The sequence below is a fragment of the Mesobacillus subterraneus genome (assembly GCF_000934845.1).
Classification (GTDB): Bacteria; Bacillota; Bacilli; order Bacillales; family Cytobacillaceae; genus Mesobacillus; species Mesobacillus stamsii.
This window is the reverse complement of record NZ_JXIQ01000127.1, coordinates 1-1,625: the sequence shown is the minus strand read 5'-3', so window position 1 is coordinate 1,625 and position 1,625 is coordinate 1. Positions and strand designations below refer to the sequence as shown.

1 protein-coding gene is annotated in these 1,625 nt (G+C 35.4%); it reads right to left on the bottom strand.

Annotated elements, in window-relative coordinates:
• Nucleotides 1-186: 186 nt before the first annotated feature.
• Complete coding sequence (locus tag UB32_RS15645; RefSeq protein WP_044395377.1) at nt 187-1,500, bottom strand: transposase family protein; 1,314 nt, start codon at nt 1,498-1,500, stop codon at nt 187-189.
• Between the last annotated feature and the right edge of the window lie 125 nt (nt 1,501-1,625).

Here is a 1,625-nt window from a genome sequence, read left to right as displayed (position 1 = left end):
CAGCTCTGAGGAGTAAACTTATGTCTTTTCACCATTTATAGGTTATCCACAATTGTAATAATTTTCCATCATCTTTTTCTCTCAAAAAAGTGTGGATAAGTCCAATTTTAAGTAATTCCGTCTGAAATTGTGGATAACTAAAAAATTGTTTTGCTTCCTATCACATCCTTTGCTAAAATAAAAGTGTTAGGTAATAAATCTTACTTGTGTTGCTTTGAACAACACGCCATAATCCTCGTCTGTTAATTTGCGAGTCCGAAACGCTTCTAACAGATTCGAGGATTTTTCTTGTGCCGTTTTTTTGACTGTTTTAAATATGTGTGCGCCTTTTTCGTAAAGCTGCATTAGGATATCGGTAATCTGTATGAGAAGGTAATGGTTTTTCATTGCTGTATACTCGTGGCTATTTGCATGTTCCAAATGATAACGAATATTCTTTTGTTGATTAAAGCCTTGATTTTCAATTTTCCAACGGCTGCGGCCTGCGGCAATTAGGCTTTTGACGTTCTTCTTTGTTATCTTTAAATTTGTTATGAAAACATACTGTTTGATTTTTCCTTCTTCCGTTTCCAGCTTTGCTTCCATGAGGTGAACGGTTCTTTTATTGTATGGCACATCATTTACCCAAAAAAGTCCGTCCTCTGTTTTGTTTTGCTCCATTTTCTTTATTGCGTTGAACTCTGATGCAACACTTTTTATTCGACCTTCCTTAAACCTGCAAATATACTTCCATTTGTAGGCATCACAACGACTAAACACAGGCTCACACGCATAGAGACTATCCCCCAGTATACAGATTGGTAATCTCTTGTAAGTGGTCTTCATCTTCTCAGCTAGCCTATAAAAAGCTTTGATTTCACAGTCCTGCTTTGTAACTTCTTCCGATTCATTTTCTATAAACTCCGAACCAATACTAAAAACCATATCACCGACTACGAGTTTTGCTTCTAGCACATGATGCATGTAAATGGTCGTTGTTTCTCCTGTCTCTTTATCTTTGTATTCTCGCCTCAAACAATGTTCACAATGCTTCTTATGAAACGTATGTAGTCCCGTTCCGTCAATAATAACGCCCCAATACTTACCCAATATTCTGTAGTCCTCAAAACATCTTTTTTTCAGTAGTTCTTTGATCATATAGGTCCTGATTTCCTCCAATTCGGAACCGTCTAATCCAGCTAGAAAGTCGTTGATTGTATCATAATGAGGCAACTCGTCTAATGTTTCCAATCCTATTGTCTTCCTGACATTTTCAATACATTCCTCTTTGTTAAAACCGTTACTCATACTTCTCATTGATTTTAAGCCAGTCATATTTTTCATTATAACTGTGAACAAAATAATTTCTGGAGGGTAAGTAATATAGCCTTGGGCTCGGTGATCCTTTACGCTTTTTAGTCTGTTTGTAAATTCCTTGAAAAAATGTTTCTTGATTTTTAGAAACTCGAAGAAATAGTTTGTTTCTTTTTCCTGTTCCCTTTTTTCTTTTCTTGTGATCATGTGACATAAATCCCCCTAAATATCATTTATTAGGCGTTTGACCTTTAGTAAACTATCTCATATTTCTATATTTTAGGGGGGTTTTGTCAAAAATTAAATCGAAGAATTTTTACTCCTCAAAGCTG